Here is a 1001-nt window from a genome sequence, read left to right on the forward strand (position 1 = left end):
CCGCACGTCAACATCGGCACCATCGGCCACGTTGACCACGGTAAAACCACGCTGACCGCAGCAATCACCAAATACTTCGGTGACTTCCAGGCCTACGACCAGATCGATGGCGCACCGGAAGAAAAAGCCCGCGGCATCACCATCTCCACCGCACACGTGGAATATGAGACCGAGACCCGCCACTACGCGCACGTCGACTGCCCCGGCCACGCTGACTATGTGAAAAACATGATCACCGGTGCGGCGCAGATGGACGGCGCGATCCTGGTTGTGAACGCAGCTGACGGCCCGATGCCCCAGACCCGCGAGCACATCCTGCTGGGCCGCCAGGTTGGCATCCCGAAGATGGTCGTCTTCATGAACAAAGTTGACCAGGTCGACGACGAAGAGCTGCTGGAGCTCGTCGAAATGGAGATCCGCGAACTGCTGTCCTCCTACGACTACCCGGGCGACGATATCCCGATCATCGCGGGTTCCGCGCTGGCGGCGATGGAAGGCAACAAGCCTGAAATCGGCGAAGAGAAGATCAAGGAACTGATGGCGGCCGTGGATGACTACATCCCGACCCCTGCACGTGCTGTTGACCAGCCGTTCCTGATGCCGATCGAAGACGTGTTCTCGATCTCTGGCCGTGGTACTGTTGTGACCGGTCGTGTTGAGCGTGGCGTGATCAATGTTGGCGACAACATCGAGATCGTTGGCATCAAAGACACCACCACCACCACCTGTACCGGTGTGGAAATGTTCCGCAAGCTGCTGGACCGCGGTGAAGCAGGCGACAACATCGGCGCCCTGCTGCGCGGTATCGACCGTGAGTCGGTTGAGCGTGGTCAGGTTCTGTGCAAGCCGGGTTCCGTGACCCCGCACACCAAGTTCGAAGCTGAGGCCTACATCCTCACCAAGGACGAAGGTGGCCGTCACACGCCGTTCTTCGCGAACTACCGTCCGCAGTTCTACTTCCGCACCACCGACGTGACCGGCACCGTGACCCTGCCGACCGG

At 60.5% G+C, this 1001-nt stretch carries 1 protein-coding gene; it reads left to right on the top strand.

Features of this window, described 5'->3' with window-relative positions:
• On the top strand, positions 1–1001 hold a 1001-nt coding region (gene tuf / locus CLV89_RS22320), incomplete at both ends, for an elongation factor Tu (RefSeq protein WP_106165753.1).

The sequence above is a fragment of the Tritonibacter scottomollicae genome, assembly GCF_003003215.1.
GTDB lineage: Bacteria > Pseudomonadota > Alphaproteobacteria > Rhodobacterales > Rhodobacteraceae > Epibacterium > Epibacterium scottomollicae.